General features: G+C 71.1%; 19 protein-coding genes. 16 read left to right on the forward strand and 3 right to left on the reverse strand.

The window, feature by feature from the left end; genetic code table 11:
• Nucleotides 1-46: 46 nt before the first annotated feature.
• The 11 genes from ACH4U8_RS27345 (at nt 47) to ACH4U8_RS27395 (ending at nt 9,559) form a co-directional block, all read left to right on the forward strand.
• Entirely contained in the window at nt 47-805 is a 759-nt protein-coding gene (locus ACH4U8_RS27345) for an ABC transporter ATP-binding protein (protein WP_395780823.1), read from the forward strand.
• Nucleotides 802-1,539: an ABC transporter permease gene (locus ACH4U8_RS27350; protein ID WP_360313133.1), complete on the forward strand. Its 738-nt coding sequence runs from the start codon at nt 802-804 to the stop codon at nt 1,537-1,539. The genes ACH4U8_RS27345 and ACH4U8_RS27350 overlap by 4 nt, the downstream gene beginning before the upstream one ends.
• Nucleotides 1,540-1,623: 84 nt before the next feature.
• A complete protein-coding gene (proC, locus tag ACH4U8_RS27355) occupies nt 1,624-2,433 on the forward strand; it encodes a pyrroline-5-carboxylate reductase (protein ID WP_360313135.1) in 810 nt (269 codons plus the stop codon).
• Nucleotides 2,430-3,113, forward strand: coding sequence for an HAD family hydrolase (locus ACH4U8_RS27360; RefSeq protein ID WP_360313137.1), 684 nt, complete (start codon nt 2,430-2,432; stop codon nt 3,111-3,113). Before proC ends, ACH4U8_RS27360 begins: the two co-directional genes overlap by 4 nt.
• Nucleotides 3,114-3,178: 65 nt before the next feature.
• Nucleotides 3,179-4,378: an MFS transporter gene (locus tag ACH4U8_RS27365; protein WP_395780825.1), complete on the forward strand. Its 1,200-nt coding sequence runs from the start codon at nt 3,179-3,181 to the stop codon at nt 4,376-4,378.
• Between the two features lie 32 nt (nt 4,379-4,410).
• Nucleotides 4,411-5,613, forward strand: coding sequence for an acetoin utilization protein AcuC (locus tag ACH4U8_RS27370; protein WP_395780827.1), 1,203 nt, complete (start codon nt 4,411-4,413; stop codon nt 5,611-5,613).
• Nucleotides 5,614-5,667: 54 nt separating this feature from the next.
• Nucleotides 5,668-6,486 carry a phosphatase gene (locus ACH4U8_RS27375; RefSeq protein ID WP_360313143.1) on the forward strand — a complete coding sequence of 273 codons (819 nt, stop codon included), beginning with the start codon at nt 5,668-5,670 and terminating at the stop codon, nt 6,484-6,486.
• Between the two features lie 146 nt (nt 6,487-6,632).
• A complete protein-coding gene (locus ACH4U8_RS27380) occupies nt 6,633-6,836 on the forward strand; it encodes a helix-turn-helix domain-containing protein (protein ID WP_020549639.1) in 204 nt (67 codons plus the stop codon).
• A 119-nt stretch (nt 6,837-6,955) separates the two neighbouring features.
• Nucleotides 6,956-7,054 carry a 30S ribosomal protein bS22 gene (locus tag ACH4U8_RS27385; RefSeq protein WP_012854759.1) on the forward strand — a complete coding sequence of 33 codons (99 nt, stop codon included), beginning with the start codon at nt 6,956-6,958 and terminating at the stop codon, nt 7,052-7,054.
• 287 nt (nt 7,055-7,341) lie between these two features.
• Nucleotides 7,342-8,376, forward strand: coding sequence for an NAD-dependent epimerase/dehydratase family protein (locus tag ACH4U8_RS27390; RefSeq protein WP_360313146.1), 1,035 nt, complete (start codon nt 7,342-7,344; stop codon nt 8,374-8,376).
• The gene (locus ACH4U8_RS27395) at nt 8,369-9,559 is read left to right on the forward strand and encodes a lysophospholipid acyltransferase family protein (protein WP_395780829.1); all 1,191 of its coding nucleotides are present in this window, start codon (nt 8,369-8,371) and stop codon (nt 9,557-9,559) included. The genes ACH4U8_RS27390 and ACH4U8_RS27395 overlap by 8 nt, the downstream gene beginning before the upstream one ends.
• A gap of 105 nt (nt 9,560-9,664) precedes the next feature.
• Here the strand turns inward: ACH4U8_RS27395 and ACH4U8_RS27400 are convergent, their stop codons facing one another.
• The 3 genes from ACH4U8_RS27400 to ACH4U8_RS27410 form a co-directional block, all read right to left on the reverse strand.
• The gene (locus tag ACH4U8_RS27400) at nt 9,665-10,894 is read right to left on the reverse strand and encodes a DUF5667 domain-containing protein (protein ID WP_395780831.1); all 1,230 of its coding nucleotides are present in this window, start codon (nt 10,892-10,894) and stop codon (nt 9,665-9,667) included.
• A gap of 145 nt (nt 10,895-11,039) precedes the next feature.
• Nucleotides 11,040-11,825, reverse strand: coding sequence for an ECF subfamily RNA polymerase sigma factor, BldN family (locus ACH4U8_RS27405; RefSeq protein ID WP_395780833.1), 786 nt, complete (start codon nt 11,823-11,825; stop codon nt 11,040-11,042).
• A gap of 311 nt (nt 11,826-12,136) precedes the next feature.
• A complete protein-coding gene (locus ACH4U8_RS27410) occupies nt 12,137-13,042 on the reverse strand; it encodes an HAD-IB family hydrolase (RefSeq protein WP_360313154.1) in 906 nt (301 codons plus the stop codon).
• Nucleotides 13,043-13,205: 163 nt separating this feature from the next.
• Between ACH4U8_RS27410 and ACH4U8_RS27415 the strand changes: the two genes are divergently transcribed.
• From ACH4U8_RS27415 to ACH4U8_RS27435, 5 genes are all read left to right on the forward strand, one after another.
• Entirely contained in the window at nt 13,206-13,475 is a 270-nt protein-coding gene (locus ACH4U8_RS27415; RefSeq protein WP_360313156.1) for a glutaredoxin family protein, read from the forward strand.
• A gap of 291 nt (nt 13,476-13,766) precedes the next feature.
• Nucleotides 13,767-14,510, forward strand: coding sequence for a redox-sensing transcriptional repressor Rex (locus ACH4U8_RS27420; protein ID WP_355534206.1), 744 nt, complete (start codon nt 13,767-13,769; stop codon nt 14,508-14,510).
• Between the two features lie 58 nt (nt 14,511-14,568).
• Nucleotides 14,569-15,897: a glutamyl-tRNA reductase gene (locus ACH4U8_RS27425; RefSeq protein ID WP_360313158.1), complete on the forward strand. Its 1,329-nt coding sequence runs from the start codon at nt 14,569-14,571 to the stop codon at nt 15,895-15,897.
• Nucleotides 15,894-16,826 (forward strand): hydroxymethylbilane synthase, encoded by a 933-nt coding sequence (gene hemC, locus ACH4U8_RS27430; protein ID WP_360313160.1) that lies wholly within the window; start codon nt 15,894-15,896, stop codon nt 16,824-16,826. Before ACH4U8_RS27425 ends, hemC begins: the two co-directional genes overlap by 4 nt.
• Nucleotides 16,823-18,430, forward strand: a complete 1,608-nt coding sequence (locus ACH4U8_RS27435) for a bifunctional uroporphyrinogen-III C-methyltransferase/uroporphyrinogen-III synthase (protein ID WP_360313162.1) — start codon at nt 16,823-16,825, stop codon at nt 18,428-18,430. Before hemC ends, ACH4U8_RS27435 begins: the two co-directional genes overlap by 4 nt.
• The last annotated feature ends 49 nt before the right edge of the window (nt 18,431-18,479 follow it).

The raw sequence follows: 18,479 nt of genomic DNA on the forward strand, positions 1-18,479 counted from the left end.
TGGGCGATCGCTTGACGAGGGGAGGCGGGAAGCGCATATTCAACACATGATGAATTACGTCGGGGGCGACGCGATCCGGGCCGAGGGGCTGCGGGTCGTGCGTGGTGGGCGCGTGGTGCTCGACGACGTCTCGTTCGGGGTGCCGCGCGGGAGCGTCACCGGGTTGCTCGGGCCGAGTGGGTGCGGCAAGAGCACGCTGATGCGGGCGATCGTCGGGGTGCAGGCACAGGTGGGCGGGCGGCTGGAGGTGTTGGGCCGGCCGGCCGGGCATCGGAGGTTGCGCAGCGCGATCGGGTACGTGACGCAGGCGCCGTCGGTCTACGCGGACCTGACCGTGCGGGAGAACCTGCGCTACTTCGGCTCGATCCTGGGCGCCGGGGCGGGCGAGGTGGACCGGGTGCTCGGCGAGGTGGACCTGACCGATCGCCAGGACGCGGCCGTGGCCCGGCTCTCCGGCGGGCAGCGGGCCAGGGTCTCGCTGGCCGCCGCGCTGCTGGGCGCGCCGGAGCTGCTGGTGCTGGACGAACCCACGGTCGGCCTCGACCCGGTGTTGCGGCGCGATCTGTGGGGGCTGTTCCATCGGCTCGCCGCCGGTGGCGTCACGCTGCTGGTGTCCAGCCACGTGATGGACGAGGCCGAGCGCTGCGAGCGGTTGTTGTTGCTGCGCGACGGTGTGCTGCTCGCCGACGACACCCCGGCCGCGCTGCTGGAGCGCACCCGGACGCGGGACGCGGAGTCGGCCTTCCTCGCGCTGGTCGACGCCGCCCCCTCGACCGCCCCCTCGGCCTCCGGGAGCGCGTCATGACCACCGCCGCCACCGCCGCCACCGCACGCCGCGTGCTCGCCCAGTTGCGGCACGATCCGCGCACCATCGCGCTGATGCTGCTCGTGCCGTGCGTGCTGCTCACCCTGCTGTACTGGCTCTACGACGACCGACCGCAGCAGTTCGACCGGATCGGCGGGCCGCTGCTGGGGATCTTCCCGTTCGTGGTGATGTTCCTGGTCACCTCGGTGGCCACGCTGCGCGAGCGGTCCACCGGCACGCTGGAGCGGCTGCTCACGATGCCGATCGGCAAGCTGCAGCTGATCGGCGGCTACGCGCTCGCCTTCGGTCTGGTCGCCGTGGTCCAGGCGGTCGTGGCCACCGGTCTGGCGATCGGGCTGCTCGACCTGGACGTGGCCGGGCCGACCTGGCTGATCCTGTGCGTCGCGGTGCTGGACGCGCTGCTCGGGCTCGCCCTCGGGCTGCTGGTGAGCGCCTTCGCCAACACCGAGTTCCAGGCCGTGCAGTTCCTGCCCGCGGTGATCCTGCCGCAGTTCCTGCTGTGCGGGCTGTTCGTGCCCCGGGACGAGATGCAGCCGGTGCTCGAAGCGATCTCCGCCGTGTTCCCGCTGTCCTACGCGGTGGACGCGATGCTCCGGCTGACCACCGAAAGCGAGGTCTCCGGCCTGCTGCTTCGCGATGTCGCGGTGATCGCCGGCTGCGTGCTCGCGGCCCTCGCGCTCGGTGCGCTGACCCTGCGCCGGCGCACCCCATAGGACACGTGTACGTACCGTACGGTGGCCACTGGAGGCACCGGGCGTGCCTTCGGTGGAGCAACGAACGCGAGAAAGTGTGGGGCCATGGCTCAGCGGGTCGCCGTCGTCGGCACCGGGAAAATCGGTGAAGCGCTCTTGTCCGGGATGATCCGGGCGGGCAAGAGCCCAAGCGACCTCCTGGTCACCACGCGCCGGGCCGAGCGAGCCGAGGATCTGCGCCGCCGCTACGGCGTGGAGGCGGTCGGCAACGCCGAGGCCGCCAAGGCGGCCGACATCCTGATCCTGACGGTCAAGCCGCAGGACATGGCCGCGCTGATGGACGAGTTGGCCCCGCACGTACCCGCCGACCGGCTGGTCGTCAGCGGTGCGGCGGGCATCACCACCTCCTTCCTGGAGGCGCGCCTGGCCGCCGGCACCCCCGTGGTGCGGGTCATGTCGAACACGCCGGTGCTGGTCGACGAGGGGATGAGCGCGATCTCCGGCGGCGCGCACGCCGGCGAGGAACACCTGGCGCGGGTCGAGGAGATCTTCGGTTCGGTCGGCAAGACCATCCGTGTTCCGGAGAAGCAGCAGGACGCGGTCACCGCGTTGTCCGGCTCCGGCCCGGCCTACTTCTACTTCCTGGTCGAGGCGATGACCGACGCCGGCATCCTGCTCGGGCTGCCGCGTGCCGCCGCGCACGACCTGATCGTGCAGGCCGCGATCGGCGCGTCGGTGATGCTGCGCGACTCGGGCGAGCACCCCACGCTGCTGCGCGAGGCGGTCACCTCGCCGGCCGGCACCACGATCGCCGCGATCCGCGAGCTGGAGAACCACGGCGTGCGGGCCGCGCTGCTGGCCGCGCTGGAAGCCGCGAGCAACCGGTCGCAGGAGATCGCCGAGGGCCTCAAGTGAAGCCCGACCTGGTGCTGTTCGACAACGACGGCGTGCTGGTGGACAGCGAACCGATCGCCAATCGGGCGCTGGCCGGCCTGCTCACCGAGCTGGGCGTGCCCACCAGTTACGAGGACTCGCTGCGCGACTACCTCGGCGGCACCATGGCCCGCGTGCACACGATCGTCCGCGAACGGGACGGCGTCACGCTGCCGGACGACTTCGATCACGTCTACCACGAGCGGGTGTTCGCCGGGTTCCGGGCCGAGTTGGAGGCCGTGGTCGGGGTCGCCGACGTGCTCGCCGCCCTCGACCTCGCGGGTGTCCCGTATTGCCTGGCCTCCTCCGGCACGCACGAGCGCATCCGGCTCGCGTTGACCCGGACCGCGTTGATCGGGCATTTCCCCGACCCGGTGCGCTTCAGCAGCCAGGACGTCGCGCAGGGCAAGCCGGCGCCCGATCTGTTCCTGCACGCGGCGGCCACGATGGGCGTCGACCCGGCGCGCTGTGTGGTGATCGAGGACAGTCCGCTGGGGGTCGAGGCCGCGCGAGCGGCGGGGATGACCGTGTACGGCTATGCCGCGATGACTCCGGCGGAGCGGTTGGCGGACGCCGACTCGTTGTTCAAGGACATGGCCGACCTGCCGGAACTGCTGGATATTCGACCACTTTCGAACGGTTCGTCCGCTCACCGAATCTGACGATTCATCAAAAGATCTTCCCGGCCTCTGTCCGTCGAAGTGACCCGTCGGTAGCGTGCACGCCCATGCAGGTGACCGAACCGGCGGCGGAGCCGTTCAAGGACGAGATGTTGCGCCGGGCGCGGTTCAGCCTGCTCGCGTGCTTTTTGATCCAGGGCGCGTCCTTCGCCCTCCTGGTGACCCGGATCCCGGCGATCCAGCGCCGCTACGACATGGGCGACGGCACGCTGACCGCGGTCCTGTCGGTGGTGCCGATCGTCGCGGGTGTGGGCAGCGTGATCGCCGGCGCGCTGGCCAAGCGCTTCGGCAGCCGGTTGGTGCTTCGGGTCTCCCAGCCGATCGTCTGCGCGATCCTGATCGGCGTCGGCGCCGGTGATCGACTGTGGCAACTGGCCCTCGTGCTCTTCGTGTTCGGGCTCTCGCTGGGCGCGGTGGACGCCACGATGAACATGCAGGGCGTGGCGATCCAGGCCCGGGCCGGTCGCAGCATCATGCTCGGCTTCCACGCCTCGTACAGCCTCGGTGGCCTGGCCGGCGCCGGGGTCGCCGGACTGTGCGCGTGGGGCGACGTCCCACTGGGGTGGATGTACGCGGGAGCCGCCGTGCTCACCGTGCCGGCCCTGCTCGTGATCGGCCCCGGCTACCTGGGCACGGACGCCGCGATGCCGGTCGCCGACCCCGGCCGCGCCGCCCGCAAGCTGCCCTGGCGCCCGCTGATCCCGCTGTGCCTGGTGATGACGTTCGCCTACATCGGCGACTCGACGGTGGCCAACTGGAGCGCGGTCTACCTGGAGAAGGTGCTGGACAGCTCCGAGGCGTTCGCGGTGGTCCCCTACATCGCGTACATGGTCACCACCTTGATCGGCCGCAGCGTGGGCGACCTCGGCGTGCGCCGCTGGGGCATGGTCAACGTGGTCCGCGGCGGAGCCGTCGTCGCCGCCGCCGGCTTCGCGGTGGTGCTGGCCGCCCCGCACGCCGCGGTGGGCCTGCTCGGCTTCGTGATCCTGGGCGTGGGCCTGTGCGTCCTGGTCCCGCAGACGTTCGCCGCGGGCGGCCGACAGTCGCCGCAGGACGCGGACGAGGCGGTGGCCCGGCTCAACATCTTCAACTACGTCGGCTTCCTGGTCGGCACCCCGCTCGTGGGCGGGATCGCCGACCTCGCCTCGTTCCGCGTCGCGATGCTGGTGCCGCTGTTCCTGGTGCTCGCGGTGGTGCCCCTGGCCCGCGCCTTCGCCCCGCACGGTGAACCCGCTCACGACCGATGATCGCGGGCCGGCCCGGGCGGTAGCGTGACCGCATGAGTCGAGCGGTGCAGGTGATGTGGGACGACCGGATGACCGGTTACGACTTCGGCTCATGGCACCCGATGAAGCCGCTACGCCTGCGCCTGACCATCGACCTGATCCGCGCCTTCGGCCTGCACGAGCTGCCGCAAGTGCGGATGTGCGCACCGCCGATCGCCACCGACGGACAACTGGCCACGGTGCATGCCGACGCCTACGTCGCCGCCGTGCGGGCCGCCTCGCACGATCCCCGAAAGGCCGATCCGGCGTTCGGGATCGGCACCGAGGACACCCCAGCGTTCGCCGACATGCACGAGGTGTCCGCGCTGATCGCCGGCGCCTCGATCGCCGCCGCCGACGCGGTGTGGCTGGGACCGGAACACCCGGACGGCGCCGACCACGCGATCAACTTCGCGGGCGGGCTGCACCACGCGATGCCCGCCGCCGCGGCCGGATTCTGCGTCTACAACGACCCCGCGCTGGCGATCGCGCGGCTGCTCGAACTCGGCGCCGAGCGGGTCGCCTACGTGGACGTCGACGTGCACCACGGCGACGGTGTGCAGCAGGCGTTCTGGAACGACCCGCGCGTGCTCACCATCAGCCTGCACGAGAGCCCGCGTTTCCTGTTCCCGGGCACCGGCTTCCCGGACGAGGTCGGCGGCCCGGACGCCGAGGGCTTCGCGGTCAACGTCGCGCTCCCGCCCGGGATCGCCGACGCGGCCTGGCTGCGCACGTTCGACGCGGTGGTGCCGCCCCTGCTCGCGGCCTTTCGCCCGGACGTGTTGGTCACCCAGCACGGCGCGGACACCCACGTGGAGGACCCGCTCGCCCATCTCGCGCTGAGCCTGGACGCGCAGCGCACGGCGCACGCCGCACTGCACGCGCTCGCGCACGAACACGCCGGCGGGCGCTGGATCGCCACCGGCGGCGGTGGCTACGCGGCGGTGGACGTGGTCCCGCGCACCTGGACGCACCTGGTGGCCGAGGCGGCCGGAGCGCCGATCGAGCCCACCCTGGAGGTGCCGCTCGACTGGCGCGAGGAGGTGCGGATGTTGACCCGCGAAACCGGACCACAACGCATGACCGACGGCGGGACCGGCGATTTTCGGCCATTCTCTGCGGGCTACGACCCGGCGGACCGGACCGACCAATCAATTCTGGCCACCCGACGTGCGGTCTTCCCGGCGCACGGTCTCGACCCGATGTTCGACCTGTGACCCGGCGCCCCCGACGCCTGCCGTGACCTCGACCCGTGACCCAAGGAGCTGTGCGTGACCGTTGCGGTTCCCACCCCCGCGGAGCTTCGCTCCCACCTCGTGCGCGGCCGGATCGCCGGCGACGTGGCGACCACGAGGGAGAACAACCTCCGGCACTACCGACTGATGAGCGAGCGGCACCCCGGCCATCTGTTCGGCCTCGAACCGGACGGCCGGTGGAACCCGGACGAGGTGTTGGCACTGATGGTGCGCCGGTGCGGAGTGGTCGCCGACCCGGCCCACCGCAGCGGCCAGGACACCATCGACCCGGATCTGACCATCGCCGCCCTGGACGCGTACGCGGACCGGGTGGCACTGGCCGCCAAGCGCCGCGAGCGGGTGATCCTGGCCACCGGTCACCCGAACGGACTACAGGATTGGTACCGCACCCTGGCCCGGGTGCTGCGCGAGGCCGGCTGTACGATCCTGCGCCCCGCCGCCGGATGGACCTATCGCACCCCGACCGCCGAGGGTGGGCAGAGCCGCACGGTCCGGTATCGGGGCGACGTCGCGATGGTCGTCGACGACGAGGGAGACTTCCGGCACACCCATTCCGCACGTGGCGTCCGGGCGATGCTGGCCGAGTTCGCCGCCGCCCGCGAACCGCTGCCGGATCTGCTGATCGGTGACCACGGCTGGGCCGGAGGTGCAGGTCAGGCGGGTGTTCCCGCGATCGGCTTCGCGGACTGCAACGATCCCGCGTTGTTCGTGGCGGCCGAGGAGGGCCGGGTCGAGGTGGTCGTCCCGCTCGACGACAACGTCGCGCCGCACCTGTACAAGCCGCTCATGGCCTACGTTCTCGATCGGTCCGGACTGTCCGGAATCAATCCATAAAACGGCCTGATGGGCGATTCAGGTGGGATAACTACTCCTCTTCCCCACTGGTACCACACGCCACTACTCTGGAGGGACGCACGTGCGTGTGGCAGTCGCCGGAGGGGAAGCCGGCGCCCGACGCGTGCTGAATGGTTCGGTGCGTCATGGCTTCTGGAGAGAGGCCTCTCAACGAGGTCAACTTCTTGACTGTGGCCGAGGTGGCCGCGGTGATGCGGGTGTCCAAGATGACGGTGTATCGCCTGGTCCACAGTGGCGAGATGCCGGCCATCAGGGTTGGTCGGTCCTTCCGAGTTCCGGAACAGGCCGTCCACGACTACCTGCGAGACTCCTACGTGGAAACAGCGTAGGGGGGCATTACGGACCGCCTCGTTTAGAGGTGGGCCGGGGCGGCGAGTAGGCTGGCCCCCAGTTGTGCGGGCTGATCCGGCTCCGCGCGGTAGGAACGTCACGTGAGCGAGGGTTGTCGGTGGGCTCTGTCATCAAGAAGCGTCGCAAGCGCATGGCGAAGAAGAAGCACCGCAAGCTTCTCAAGAAGACGCGTGTGCAGCGTCGCAACAAGAAGTAGGCATCCCACCGGCGTATGCCGCTGAAGCCTTGGGCGACCGCCCGACGTGTTCCCTTCGGGGGACGCGTCGGGCGGTCGTCGTGCGTTTCGGGGTGTTGCGTGCGGATGTCCCGGGCACGCGGATGGGCGGAACGCGTGTGAACGCCTCGTAAACCCGCGCCCGGCGGGTAGTCGGTACGGATACGTTGGAACTTGTCGTCTCGCGTATGCGTTCCGTAACCATTCGGCTGCATGCCGATCACCCGGCGATCACCTGGCGAGCAAACATGGGCGGGGGGAGGCACGACATGGGACGTGTCGTCATGGTCACCGGCGTGGCCGGCGACCCGGGCGCCGATTTCGTGCGGATGATCCGCGACGAACCCGGCGTCGATCGCGTGATCGGGGTCGACCTGGTCGAACCCGCGTCCGCCCCCGACGGGGTGGACTTCGTGCTCGCCGACATCCGCAACCCGATGATCGCCAAGGTGGTCGCGTCGGCCGCGGTGGACACCGTGGTGCACCTGAGCCCCAGCGAGGTGCCGCCGACCCACGGCGGCGCGGTCTCGATCAAGGAGACCAACGTCATCGGCACCATGCAGCTCCTCGCGGCCTGCCAGAAGGCCCCGTCGATCCGCCGCCTGGTGGTGCGCTCGACCACCGCCGTCTACGGCGGTTCGCCGCGCGACCCCGCGCTGTTCGCCGAGGACACCGAACCGCGCGTGCAGCCCACCGGGGGCTGGGCCAAGGACGCCGTCGAGATCGAGGGCTACGTGCGCGGCTTCGCCCGGCGCCGGCCGGATGTCGCGGTCACGGTGCTGCGGTTCGCGCCGCAGCTCGGGCCGCGGACCGATTCGCCGATGGGCTCCTACTTCGGGCTCCCGGTGTTGCCGACGGTGCTCGGCTACGACCCGCGCCTGCAGTTCGTGCACGAGGACGATCTGTTGGAGGCGCTGCGGATCGCCGTATCGGCCGATCGGCCCGGCACCTACAACATCGCCGCCGAGGGGGTGCTGTTCCTGTCCCAGGCCGCGCGTCGGCTGGGTCGACCGGTGCTGCCCTTCCCGGCCGCCGCGGTCGGGCTGGTCAATCAGGGTTTGCGCCGCGCGGGTTCGGTGCACCTGTCCGCCGAGCAGGTGCGGCTGCTCACCCACGGGCGTGTGGTCGACCCCACGCGTGCCCGGGAGAAATTGGGCTTCGTCGCGGCCAGGACCACGGCCGAGACGTTCGCCGACTATGCCGGGGGTCGACATTCGGCCGGCCTGCTCGACCCCAGGCGCCTGGCACAGGTGCCCGATCGACTCGCCACGTTGCTGCTCACCAGGAGGAGCCCCGATGGGTGACGCCCGGATCATTCCCTTCGACGGTGCCACCTCCGGCGCGCGTACCCCCGCGCCCCGGTCGGGGCGACGGCCCACCCGACCCGCTCGGGCGGTCCGGGTGCCCGAGCCGGTCGAGGGTGAGGTGCCGGTGCGGTCGATCGAGGCGCGCCCGACGCGGGAGCGGCCGGCCGGCCGGGGCGAGGAGAGCACGGGCGAGGAGAGGGCGGACGCCGGTGCGGGGCCCAGGCGGGCACCGGCGAGCGGACGGGAACCGGGGACCGGGCGTTCGTTGCTCGGGTCGCTCGCCGGCGCGGTCGGCGGGGTCGTGGGCGGTGCCGCCGCCGGGTTGTTGGACGGGGTGGCCGGGCCGGGCTGGGAGGACAAGGCCGCGGACGGGCTCGCCTTCCTCCGCCGGCGGATCACCGGCGACTACGAGGTGGACGAGTTCGGTTTCGACCCCGAGCTCAACGACAAGCTGATGGCCGTGCTGCGGGTGGTGTACGAGCAGTACTTCCGGGTCGAGGTCAGCGGCCTGGAGAACATCCCGGCCAAGGGCGGCGCGCTGATCGTCGCGAACCACTCCGGCACGCTGCCCGTGGACGCGTTGATGACCCAGGTGGCGGTGCACGACCACCACCCCGACCAGCGCAATCTGCGACTGCTCGCCGCCGACCTGGTCTTCCAGCTACCGCTGGTGGGGTCGGTGGCGCGCAAGAGCGGGCACACCCTCGCCTGCCACGCGGACGCCGAACGCCTGCTCGCGAAGGGTGAATTGGTCGGCGTGTGGCCCGAGGGCTACAAGGGTCTGGGCAAGCCGTTCAGCGAGCGGTACAAGCTGCAACGCTTCGGCCGCGGCGGTTTCGTCTCGGCGGCGCTGCGCACCGGGGTGCCGATCGTGCCGTGCTCGATCGTGGGCGCCGAGGAGATCTTCCCGATGGTGGGCAACGTGCGCACGCTCGCCCGCCTGCTGAACCTGCCCTACTTCCCGGTCACCCCGACCTTCCCGCTGCTGGGCCCGCTCGGTCTGGTGCCGCTGCCGACCCGCTGGCGGATCGAGTTCGGCGAGCCGATTCGCACCGACGCGTATGCGCAGGAGGCGGCGGACGACCCGATGGTGGTGTTCAACCTCACCGACGAGGTGCGCGAGACGATCCAGCACACCATCTACCGGCTGCTGATGCAGCGTCGGTCGGTCTTTTTCTAGGCTCGTCCCGCACGGTCGGGAGCGTTCCGCGGTACAACGCGAGTGGCTCGTGGACGTCGTCCACGAGCCACTCGCGTTGTCGCCGGGGCGAGCCGGGGTGCCGACTCAGCCGGGCGGATCCTCCTCGGTGGGACCGAGCAGGTTGAGCCCGATGCCGGGCAGGCCGGGCAACAGCGGCGGGAGGATCTGACCCTTGGGCGTCTTCGCCGGGGTCGGGGTGGTGCCCGCGCCGCCGGATTGGGCGGCGGGACTCTCCGCCGGTGCGCCGCCCAGGAGCGGGATGTTCAGCCCCGGCAGCAGGCCGCCGTCCTGCTGCGGTTGTGGCCGGGGGGCGGAACCGCCCGGCGCCGCCGAGCTGTTCGGATGCGGTGCGTCGTTCGCCGCGGTGCCGCCCGGGGGCTGCTGGGCGAGCGGTTGGGATCCGGTGCCGGGTGCGCCGCCCGGGTTCGCGCCGGGAGCGGCCGGCGATCCGTCGGTGCGCCCACCGTCGGCGGGCTCGGCCGAGGTCTTGCCGGCGGTGCCCGCGATCGGGGCGACCTGCTCGTTGATCGCGGTGAGCAGGGTGCGGACCCGGTCGCGCTCGGAGGACAACTCCGGCGGGAGCCGGTCGCCGATCCGATCCATGCGCTCGTGGCCGGCGCGGGCGAAGTCGGCCAGATTGCGCATCGAGCCGTCGCTGCCGCTCTTGCGGAAGTGGTCGGTGAGCAGCGCACGACCCTTGTCGGCCTCGTCGCGCCAGTCGTCGAGCACCTGCCGCAGGTGCCGCACCGTCGCCTTGTCGGCGGGCGTGTGGCCGGCTCGCCGGAGCAACTGTTCGGCCTCGCCCATGCGGGTCTCGGCCTGCTGGAGATAGCGCTCGCCGCGCTCGTGATCGTTGTCGGCGAGCGAGATCTTGAAGTCTTCGACCGTGCGCTTGACGCCGTACGTCATGTCGCCGGGCAACGCGTCGGAGCTGGCATAGGCCACCCCGCCGAGGCTGCCGCCGGTGACCACCACGAACGCGCCCGCGATGGCCGCGCGCCGACGCCAGCGCACGGTGCGCGGCGGGGCGGTCGGCTCCTTGCGGCGATGGGCGCCGCGGGGAGCGGGCACGGTGGCCATGCCCTCGGTCGCGGGCAGTGCCGCGGCCTCGTCCAGCAGACGTTGCCGTAGCGCGGCTCGAAAGTCCGTGCTCGGCACCGGCGCCGACTCCGACCGATCACGCAGCAGCTCGGCGGTCCGCAACAGCGGAACCAACGCGGGCAGAGGATCTGCCGATCGGTTGTTGCGGTCGTTCTCGTCGAGGGCCCGCGCGAAGGCGTTCGCGGGTCGCCGATCCAGGGCCGCAATGCTCACTGGCCGCACCTCCTCCCCCCGGATGTCCGTCCAGGGAAGTCTCCGGGTCGGGGGCCACAGGGCGGCTCCCCGCCGCAACGATCCCCGAAGGGGGTCGCTATCCGGGAGAACGAGCCGACGGCCCCGAAGGTTACGGAAGTGTGATTCACCGCACGTCCTCGGGCAGCAGCCTGGCGAGCGTCCGTACGGCGCGGTATTGCAACGTCTTGATCGCCCCCTCGTTCTTACCCATGATCTGTGCGGTCTCCGCGACCGAGAGTCCCTGCAGGAAGCGCAGGGTCACGCACTCCTGCTGTTGGGGGTTGAGCTTGTGCACGGCGTCCAGGAGGGCCGCGTTGGACAACGATTCCAGGACGCAGTCCTCGGGGCTGGACTCGACCTCGTTGGCGTCGAGCATCTCCCCGGTGGTGACTTCGAGGCGGAATCGGCTGGACTTGAAGTGGTCGGCGACCAGGTTGCGCGCGATGGTCACCAACCAAGCGCCGAAGTCGCGGCCCTGCCAGGTGAAGGTGCCGATCCGGCGCAGCGCGCGCAGGAAGGTCTCGCTGGTCAGATCCTCGGCGACGGCACGGCCGCCGACCCGGTAGTAGATGTACCGGTAGACGGTGTCGAAGTAGTTGTCGTAAAGCTGGGCGAAGGCATCGCCGTCGCCGTCCTGGGCGAGTTCGACGAGGGCCATGATGCGGCGGGCCTCGCCGTCCGGACCCGGTCCCCGGGTGTATCCGGAGCCTCGGGTCGGACGGGTCGGTTCGGTGGTGCCGGCGCGCGCCGCGAGGGCGAAGCCCACGGGCCGACCCGAGGTCGCGTAACAGACCCCGGCTCCGTAACCGGCGGTGGCGGCGAAGCCTACGGACGGAGGGGCAAAGCTCGCGCACACCGCCGCACGCAGTGTCGCCAGCCCGGACACGTCAACCCGGACGATTCGGTGCACGGGACTCCCTGTTGCTTCAGCGGTAATTACGTTCGGTGCGGAATCGATCACCCATAGTAGGGAAGTTGGATACCGCTGTGCGCCGATCGAGAATAACGCTTAGTAAAGGAAGGGATACCAAGTGTGCCCATCGGCGTTGTGAAGCTACCGGGATCGACCGCTGTTGTGTGCTCTTTGCGTGTTTACCGGGTTGTCCCGGGTCAGGTGTGCTATATGCGGACAACTCGCCGCCGTTCGGGCGTCCCCGGGCAGCCCGAAACAACCCCCTCGTCGCAGGTCGCAGGGGGTGCGCGGGGGTTTCGGTGGGCCGCTCAGACGCGGCCGGGCACCCGACGTCGTACGGCGGTGCCGGCGACCAGCGCGCCGGCGACCGCACCCACGCCGGCGGCGGCCGGCAGCCCGATGCGGGCGGCCTTGCGACCGGTGCGGTAGTCCTTCACGCGCCACCCGTACGCCCGGGCGTGGCGGCGCAACCGCAGATCCGGATTGACCGCGCACGGATCGCCCACCAGGGTCAACATCGGGATGTCGTTGGCCGAGTCGCTGTAGGCCGAACAGTCGGTCAGGTCCAGGCCCTCGCGGTCCGCGAGCGCGCGCACGGCCTCCGCCTTGGCCTCGCCGTGCAGCAGTTCGCCGACCAGCCGACCGGTGTACACGCCGTCACTCGTCTCCGAGACGGTGCCCAGCGCGCCGGTCAGGCCCAGTCGGCCGGCGATCGTGGTGGCGATCTCGATCGGTGCGGCGGTGACCAGCCAGACCTGTCGGCCCGCGTCCAGGTGCATCTGGGCCAGCCCCCTGGTGCCCGGCCAGATCTTGTCCGCCATGCACTCGTCGAAGATCTCCTCGCCGATCACCCGGATCTCCTCGACCGTATGGCCCTTCGCGAACGACAGCGCGGCCTCCTGGGCGTCACCCACGTGGCCCATGTGCTCGCCGCCGAGCCGGAACCGGGCCTGCTGCCAGCCGAACCGGGCGATGTCGCGGGCGCCGAGGAACCGGCGGGCGTACAGCCCCCGGGCCAGGTGGAAGATCGACGCGCCGCGCATCACGGTGTTGTCCAGGTCGAAGAACGCGGCGCCGATCGGGGTGGGCAGGCCGTCCTCGCCGGGGGCGCGTGGCGGGGCGCTCGCGTGCGCGGCGGCGGCAGCGGCCTCGCCCGCCCGCACGGCGCTGTCGTTGGTGTTCTTGGTCGTCGATCGCCGGCGCAAGAGAACCATGTGGTCGAGCGTAGTAGGCGTGTATTGCGACTGTGTGGCGGTTGTCTTGCCGCGCCGCGCCGCGTCGGTGAAACCGGGACCGCGCCGACTCGCCCGCGCCGTCGGCGCCCCGGAGCGCGGGCGGCCTTCTGGCCGGCGCCCCCGACGGGTGACAATCGAGGACGTGAATCTCTTCCGCCGCCGCGCCGACGCCGCGACCCACACCGTGACGCTGCTCAGCAAGCCCGGTTGTCACCTGTGTGACGACGCCCGTGTCGTCATCGAACGGGTGGCCGGGGAACTGGGCGTGACCTGGACGGAGGTCGACATCACCGGGGACCCGGAGCTCCAGCACAAGTACTGGGAGCAGATCCCGGTGACGTTGGTGGACGACCGGCAGCACGATTTCTGGCGAGTGGACGAGCGGCGGTTGCGCCGGGCCCTGGGGGGCTGACCGTCCGCGCGCCCCAATCGTTCGGCCCGACGCCGGCGGCGGGGCGGCGCAGGGGGCCGCCGGAGGGAAATTTTGCCGACACGTACGGTAGGGGGTCGTGCACGATCGGCCACCACGACTACGCATGGACCACGCGGACGTCACCTCGTGTGACCGAGTTCACGCTCCGATTCGGAACCAAGGCGTGATGAGCATCACGACAGGCGCTCAAATCGGACACCTACTTTGTGCGTACGTTCACAAAAGCCTAACCTGGCAATCGAAATCCCAGGTCCCACCCACAGGAGCAGCGTGGCTACAGGGCGTACCGAGCGACCGGCGCAACGGGGACGTGGCATCCCCGAGGCGACGGTGGCGCGGCTTCCGCTGTACCTCCGGGCGCTCAGTGCGCTGTCGGAGCGGGGTGTTCCCACGGTCTCGTCCGAGGAACTCGCCGCTGCCGCCGGGGTGAATTCAGCGAAGCTGCGCAAGGACCTGTCGTATCTCGGCTCCTACGGCACCCGTGGGGTCGGTTACGACGTCGAGTATCTCGTGTACCAAATCTCGCGTGAACTCGGGCTCACCCAAGACTGGCCGGTCGCCATCATCGGCATAGGAAATCTGGGTCACGCCCTGGCCAACTACGGTGGATTCGCCTCGCGCGGGTTCCGCGTGGCGGCGCTCCTGGACGCCGATCGGGCGGTCACCGGTCAGCGGATCGCGGGCATGGCGGTGCGGCACATGGACGACCTCGAGCAGATCGTGCGCGAGGACCACGTGTCGATCGGCGTGATCACCACGCCCGCGCCGGCCGCGCAGGAGGTGTGCGACCGACTGGTCGCCGCCGGGATCACGAGCATCCTGAACTTCGCGCCGACCGTGCTCTCGGTTCCCGAGGGGGTGGACGTGCGCAAGGTGGATCTGTCCATCGAACTGCAGATCCTGGCCTTCCACGAACAGCGCAAGTCCGGTCTCGATCCCGTCGCGGGACCGGTTCCGGCGCGACCCTCGAAGCCGGGGGAACGCGGCGATCTCCCCGAGGTGATGCCCGCGTGACCGGCTGTCGCGTGGGTGTCGCGCCCGCGAACACGGCGAACAACGGTAGGAAGACACCATGAGTGTCCTGGCGGTCGGTCTGAGTCACCGCACGGCCGAGGTCGGTCTCCTGGAGCGCGTCTCGGTCTCCGGGACGGCCCAGGAGGCGCTGCTGCACGACCTGATCGCGGCCGAACCGGTGGGCGAGGCCGTGCTGCTGTCGACCTGCAACCGGGTCGAGGTCTACGCGGACGTGGATCGCTTCCACGGCGGTGTCACCGAGCTGGGCAACCTGTTGTCGCGGCACACCGGCGTGCCGGTGTCCGAGCTGACCCCGTGCCTGTACGTGCACTACGAGGACCGCGCCGTCCAGCACCTGTTCTCGGTCGCCTGCGGACTCGACTCGATGGTCGTCGGCGAGGGACAGATCCTCGGCCAGATAAAGGCCGCGCTGGCGCTCGCGCAGACCCACGGCACCGCCGGTCGGGTGCTCAACGAACTCACCCAGCAGGCGCTGCGGGTGGGCAAGCGGGCGCACACCGAGACCGGCATCGACCAGGCCGGTCGCTCGCTGATGACGGTGGGGCTGACCCAGGCCGAGCGCTCGATGGGCCCGGTCGAGGGTTGCCGGGCACTCGTGGTGGGCGCGGGATCGATGAGCGCGCTGGCCGCCAAGACGCTGCACCGCGAGGGCGTCGGGCACATCGTGGTGGCGAACCGCACCTACGAGCGGGCCGAACACCTGGCCGAGTCGGTGGCCGGCCGGGCCGTGCCGATGTCCGCACTGCCGGACGCGCTGTCCTCGGTCGACCTGGTGGTCTCCTGCACCGGCGCGGCCGGTCTGGTGATCGGCCGGGACGAGATCGAGGCGGTGCTCGCGGTGCGCCGCGAGCGCGGCGTCGAGCAGCCGCTCGTGTTGATCGACCTGGCGCTGCCGCGCGACATCGACCCGAGCGTGCGCGAGCTGGACGGCGTCGTACTCATCGACCTGGAACGGCTCGCCGAGGTCTCCGCCGGCACGGCCGGCGAGGCCGACGTGGACCTGGTGCGCAAGATCGTCTGCGAGGAGGTCGCGGCGTTCGCGACCGCCCAGCAGGCACAGCAGGTCGCGCCGACCGTGGTCGCACTGCGCAGCATGGGCTCGGACGTGGTCAGGGCCGAGCTGGACCGGCTGGTCGGTCGGGTTCCGGAGATGGACGACCGGGTGCGCGCCGAGGTCGAGCAGACCGTGCGGCGCGTGGTGGACAAGCTGCTGCACGCGCCGACGGTGCGGGTCAAGCAGTTGGCCGGCGAGCCCGCCGGCTCGTCGTACGCCGAAGCGCTGCGGATGTTGTTCGACCTCGACCCCGGCACCCCCGAGGTGGTCCGCCGGGCGGACGCCCCCGACGCAGTGGAAGGTGTGGCGTGACCGAAGCACCGTTGCGGCTGGGCACCCGGCGCAGCAAACTGGCGATGGCCCAGTCGGGGCACGTCGCCGACGCCGTCACGCGGCTGACCGGCCGGGCCGTGGAGTTGGTGGAGATCACCACCCACGGCGACACCTCGCGCGAGCAGCTCACCCAGATCGGCGGCACCGGCGTCTTCGTCAACGCCCTGCGTGACGCGCTGCTGGCCGGCGAGGTCGACTTCGTCGTGCACTCGCTCAAGGACCTGCCGACCGGCGACGCCGAAGGGGTCGCCTTGGTGGCGATCCCGCCGCGGCACGATCCGCGCGACGCGCTGGTGGCCCGGGACGGGCTCGCGCTCGCCGAGTTGCCGGCCGGCTCCCGGATCGGAACCGGATCGCCGCGCCGCGCCGCGCAGTTGTTGCTGCTCGGGCTCGGCCACGAGATCGTGCCGATCCGCGGCAACGTCGACACCCGGATCGGCTTCGTGACGTCCGGCGAACTCGACGCCGTCGTCCTGGCCAAGGCCGGCCTCGGCCGCCTGGGCCGTGCGGAGGAGGTCACCGAGACCTTCGATCCGCTCCACATGCTGCCTGCCCCCGGTCAAGGGGCATTGGCCGTCGAGTGTGCGGCACACGATGTCGCCCTCGTCGAACTGCTCGCCGGTTTGGACGACTCGGACACCCGAGCCGCCGTACTGGCCGAGCGCACGCTGCTCGCCGTGTTGGAAGCCGGATGTTCGGCTCCGGTCGGCGCCCTCTGTGAGGTCGCCGAGGGCGAGCAGGTCACCGAGCTGTACCTGCGGGCCGTAGTCGCGAATGTCGACGGCACCGAAAGCGTACGGTTGTCCGCCACCGGAACCCTCGACGAGGCGGAGAAGATCGGGCGCGAACTCGCGGCCGAACTCCTCGCCCGAGGGGCCTCCGGTTTGATGGGGGAGCGCGTCCCTTGAGCCCCAGAGCGAAGAAGAAGCCCAGCGGCATCGTGACCTTTGTGGGTGCCGGTCCCGGCGACCCACGACTGCTCACACTGCGGGCCATCGAGGTGCTGGCCGAGGCCGATGTGGTGGTCGCCGACGAGGCGACACTGCGCCAGGTCCTGTTCCACTGCAAGAGCGGCGTCGAGGTCCTCGACCCGGTGACCGGTGACGACGGGGAACTCCTGTCCGCCGTTGCCCGGGCCAAGGTCGTCGTGGCCGCCGCGCGGTCGGGCAGGCAGGTCGTCCGGGCGGTGGCGGGTGACCCGTGCGTGGACCAGTCGGTCACCGACGAGGTCACGGCGGTGGCGAAGGCGAAGATCGTCTTCGAGGTCGTGCCGGGCGTCCCGGTCAGCACGGCCGTGCCCACCTACGCGGGCATCCCGCTGCACGCGGCCAAGGGCAGCGGTGGCGTGCGTGTCCTCGACATGGCCGAAGCGTCGATCGACTGGGCCACGGTCGGCTCCGTCGACGGCACGCTCGTGCTGCGCGGTGGGCTCGACTCGATCGCCGAGATCGCCCAGGAACTGGTCGCCGGCGGTCGCAAGCCGGCCACGCCGGTCGCGGTCACCGTCAACGGCACCACCACCGAGCAGCGCACCCTGGTGAGCACGCTCGCCCAGGTGGCCTCCGACGTGCGGTCCGCGAAGATCACGCTGCCGGCCGTCGTGGTCGTCGGCGAGGTGGTCGCCCAGCGCGACACCCTGTCGTGGTTCGAGACCAAGCCCCTGTTCGGCTGGAAGGTGCTGGTTCCGCGCACCAAGGAGCAGGCGGTCACGCTCTCCGAGCAACTGCGCTCGTACGGCGCGGTGCCGCACGAGGTGCCGACCATCGCGGTCGAGCCCCCGCGCACGCCGCAGCAGATGGAGCGGGCGATCAAGGGCCTGGTCACCGGCCGCTACGAGTGGATCGCGTTCACGTCGGTCAACGCCGTGCGCGCGGTGCGCGAGCGGTTCGAGGACTACGGCCTGGACGCGCGTGCCTTCGCGGGCATCAAGGTCGCGGCGGTGGGTGAGGCGACCGCGCGGGCGCTGGTCGAGTTCGGCGTCAAGCCGGACCTGGTGCCCTCGGGCGAGCAGTCCGCCGCCGGGTTGCTGGAGGACTGGCCGCCGTACGACCCGGTCTTCGACCCGATCGACCGGGTGTTCCTGCCGCGCGCCGACATCGCCACCGAGACGCTGGTGGCCGGGCTGGTCGAGCTGGGCTGGGAGGTCGACGACGTCACCGCGTACCGCACGGTGCGCGCGGCGCCGCCGCCGGCGGACACCCGCGAGGCGATCAAGGGCGGCGGCTTCGACGCGGTCCTGTTCACGTCGTCCTCGACGGTGCGCAACCTGGTCGGCATCGCGGGCAAGCCGCACGCGGTGACGGTGATCGCGTGTATCGGCTCGGCGACCGCGAAGACCGCCGAGGAGCACGGTCTACGCGTGGACGTGATGGCTCCCGAGCCGTCGGTCTCCGCGCTGGCCGAGGCACTCGCGGAATTCGGTACGGCGCGTCGCGCGGCTATGGTCGAGGCAGGCGACCCGGTGACTCGGCCGAGCGAACGGCGGCCCGGGTCGCGGCGGAAGGCCAAATAGGTTTGCTGGAGTGGCGGGCGCGACGCTTGGTCGATTGGGTGTCGGGCCG

The organism is Embleya sp. NPDC020886, assembly GCF_044333915.1.
GTDB lineage: Bacteria > Actinomycetota > Actinomycetes > Streptomycetales > Streptomycetaceae > Embleya.

Excerpts from the sequence above, each read along its gene's own strand:
- ACH4U8_RS27345 (WP_395780823.1), top strand. The coding sequence starts at position 47 with ATGATGAATTACGTCGGGGGCGACGCGATCCGGGCCGAGGGGCTGCGG.
- ACH4U8_RS27350 (WP_360313133.1), top strand. The coding sequence starts at position 802 with ATGACCACCGCCGCCACCGCCGCCACCGCACGCCGCGTGCTCGCCCAG.
- proC (WP_360313135.1), top strand. The coding sequence starts at position 1,624 with ATGGCTCAGCGGGTCGCCGTCGTCGGCACCGGGAAAATCGGTGAAGCG.
- ACH4U8_RS27365 (WP_395780825.1), top strand. The coding sequence starts at position 3,179 with ATGCAGGTGACCGAACCGGCGGCGGAGCCGTTCAAGGACGAGATGTTG.
- ACH4U8_RS27370 (WP_395780827.1), top strand. The coding sequence starts at position 4,411 with ATGAGTCGAGCGGTGCAGGTGATGTGGGACGACCGGATGACCGGTTAC.
- ACH4U8_RS27380 (WP_020549639.1), top strand. The coding sequence starts at position 6,633 with ATGGCTTCTGGAGAGAGGCCTCTCAACGAGGTCAACTTCTTGACTGTG.
- ACH4U8_RS27390 (WP_360313146.1), top strand. The coding sequence starts at position 7,342 with ATGGGACGTGTCGTCATGGTCACCGGCGTGGCCGGCGACCCGGGCGCC.
- ACH4U8_RS27395 (WP_395780829.1), top strand. The coding sequence starts at position 8,369 with ATGGGTGACGCCCGGATCATTCCCTTCGACGGTGCCACCTCCGGCGCG.
- ACH4U8_RS27410 (WP_360313154.1), bottom strand. The coding sequence starts at position 13,042 with ATGGTTCTCTTGCGCCGGCGATCGACGACCAAGAACACCAACGACAGC.
- ACH4U8_RS27425 (WP_360313158.1), top strand. The coding sequence starts at position 14,569 with ATGAGTGTCCTGGCGGTCGGTCTGAGTCACCGCACGGCCGAGGTCGGT.